At 60.1% G+C, this 1,271-nt stretch carries 1 protein-coding gene and 2 pseudogenes; 1 reads left to right on the plus strand and 2 read right to left on the minus strand.

From position 1 onward, the window contains the following. Positions 1 to 9: 9 nt before the first annotated feature. Positions 10 to 336, plus strand: a pseudogene (locus L9Z73_RS30735) (1-aminocyclopropane-1-carboxylate deaminase); the annotation flags it as partial. Here L9Z73_RS30735 and L9Z73_RS30740 read toward each other — a convergent pair. Both L9Z73_RS30740 and L9Z73_RS30745 read right to left on the minus strand, forming a co-directional pair. Then, positions 333 to 878 carry a cytochrome b gene (locus L9Z73_RS30740; RefSeq protein WP_247408733.1) on the minus strand — a complete coding sequence of 182 codons (546 nt, stop codon included), beginning with the start codon at positions 876 to 878 and terminating at the stop codon, positions 333 to 335. The pseudogene L9Z73_RS30735 and the gene L9Z73_RS30740 sit on opposite strands and share 4 nt — an antisense overlap. A 114-nt stretch (positions 879 to 992) precedes the next feature. Next, positions 993 to 1,271, minus strand: a pseudogene (locus tag L9Z73_RS30745) (phosphonoacetaldehyde hydrolase); the annotation flags it as partial.

The following is a 1,271-nucleotide window of genomic DNA, read 5'->3' on the forward strand; positions in this document are numbered from 1 at the left end:
ATTTGTTGACTGGCCGAGGCGGGGGCGCATCCGGTGTACGGCGCAATGGCGGTGCCGGGCGATCACGGCGTAGCGCAGAACGTGCGCGCCATTGTGCAGGGCGGGTATGAGTTGTTGGACGCCAGCCGGGGCGGCTTCGCCAAGGTCGACCGGTTATTGCTCGACTTTATCGAGACCACGCAACAGGCTTGCGGCTTACCGCTGGAGCCGCTCTACACCGGCAAAGCACTGCTGGCGTTGAAGCAACAGGTCGCCGCCGGACGCTTCCCTGCGGGCACGCGTCTGATCTTCGTCCACACCGGCGGCTTGCAAGGCCGCCGAGGGTTGGCTGCCTAGCGTTTGGGGATCATGCGCAACACCGTGTTATCACGCATGAAGTAGTGGTGGTACAGACCGGCCGCGGCATGCAGGCCAATCAACCAATAACCGATGGAACCGCCCAGTTCATGCCACTCTTTGATCTGCTTGGACAAGTCCTTGTTTTCGCCGATCAAGGGCGGCAACTCGATTCCGTAGAACATCACGGAGTGCCCTTGGGCGCTGACGATCAGCCAGCCGGCAATCGGCATGCCGATCATCAAGGCATACAGCGCAATATGCATCAGGGTCGCGAGCAGGGCCTGCCATTGCGGCGGTGCCGGTACAATCTTCGGCGCAACTCCCAGCGAGCGCGCAAACAAACGCAGCCAGACCAGCACAAACACGGTCAGGCCGAGCATGAAGTGCATTTCCACGATCAACGTGCGCCCGCCACTGCCTTTGGGGAAGATCCCGCGAAACTCAATACAGGCGTAAACCACCGCCAGCAGCACAAGCATCAACCAATGCAACGCTATCGACATAGTGCTGTAACGTGACTCGGAATTTTTCCACGGCATCGCTTGGTTCCTCTCTCATCAGGGCAAATCTCCGTTCTTTGGCGACGAAGTTCTTTTACTTTAAGCCTGTTTTGCGGGGTTTGCCCGACGTGAATGCCGTTGAGTTGACCTTGATCAGTGGCTTTGCGGCATTTCACCACGTGCCAGGCGCCGGTTGATGTCGGCGATCACCCCTGGCAGGTCGGTGATGGTGTCGATTAGGTAGTGCGGCCGCGAACCTTCGAACAGGGCTTCGATACGCGTGCGCTCGCGGGCCAGGGCGGTGCTGTCCAGGGCTCGGAACTGTGCGTAGGTCAGGCCCAAGGCGTTGCCGGAGCAGGTCAGGGCCACGGTCCACATCCCGGCGCGACGGCCTTCGAGAATGCCCGGCAAAACAGGCAAAAAGAACTTCGT

The sequence above is a fragment of the Pseudomonas emilianonis genome (assembly GCF_023072625.1).
GTDB lineage: Bacteria > Pseudomonadota > Gammaproteobacteria > Pseudomonadales > Pseudomonadaceae > Aquipseudomonas > Aquipseudomonas paraveronii.